Source organism: Methylobacterium nigriterrae (assembly GCF_037106235.1).
Classification (GTDB): Bacteria; Pseudomonadota; Alphaproteobacteria; order Rhizobiales; family Beijerinckiaceae; genus Methylobacterium; species Methylobacterium nigriterrae.
Window position 1 is genome coordinate 1 of sequence record NZ_JBAWTG010000933.1, and the last position, 265, is coordinate 265.

The window sequence follows — 265 nt, forward strand, 5'->3', positions numbered from 1 at the left end:
GGCCAGAACCCCTGTTGGCGCCGCGCGATATCCGCCATTGGCGACAGTGGTATAGGCCGCCGTCATGCTCATTACGCTGGTCGAGAACGAGCCCAGGACAAACCCGGCATCCGGATCGGGGCCAGGCTCGATCCCGAGACGTCGGCTCACCTCCGCCACGCGCTTGACCCCAAGCTCCTGGGTGAGCCGAACGGCAGCGGCATTGCGCGATGCCGCAAACGCTTCCATGAGCGTCGTCTCGCCCCTGTAGCCGAGCTGGCCATTC

Annotated in this window: 1 protein-coding gene; it reads right to left on the reverse strand. The window is 66.0% G+C overall.

Annotated elements, in window-relative coordinates; all coding sequences use genetic code 11:
• A partial coding sequence (locus WDW90_RS41305; protein ID WP_336493073.1) for a penicillin-binding transpeptidase domain-containing protein occupies positions 1–265 on the reverse strand: 265 nt, incomplete at both ends.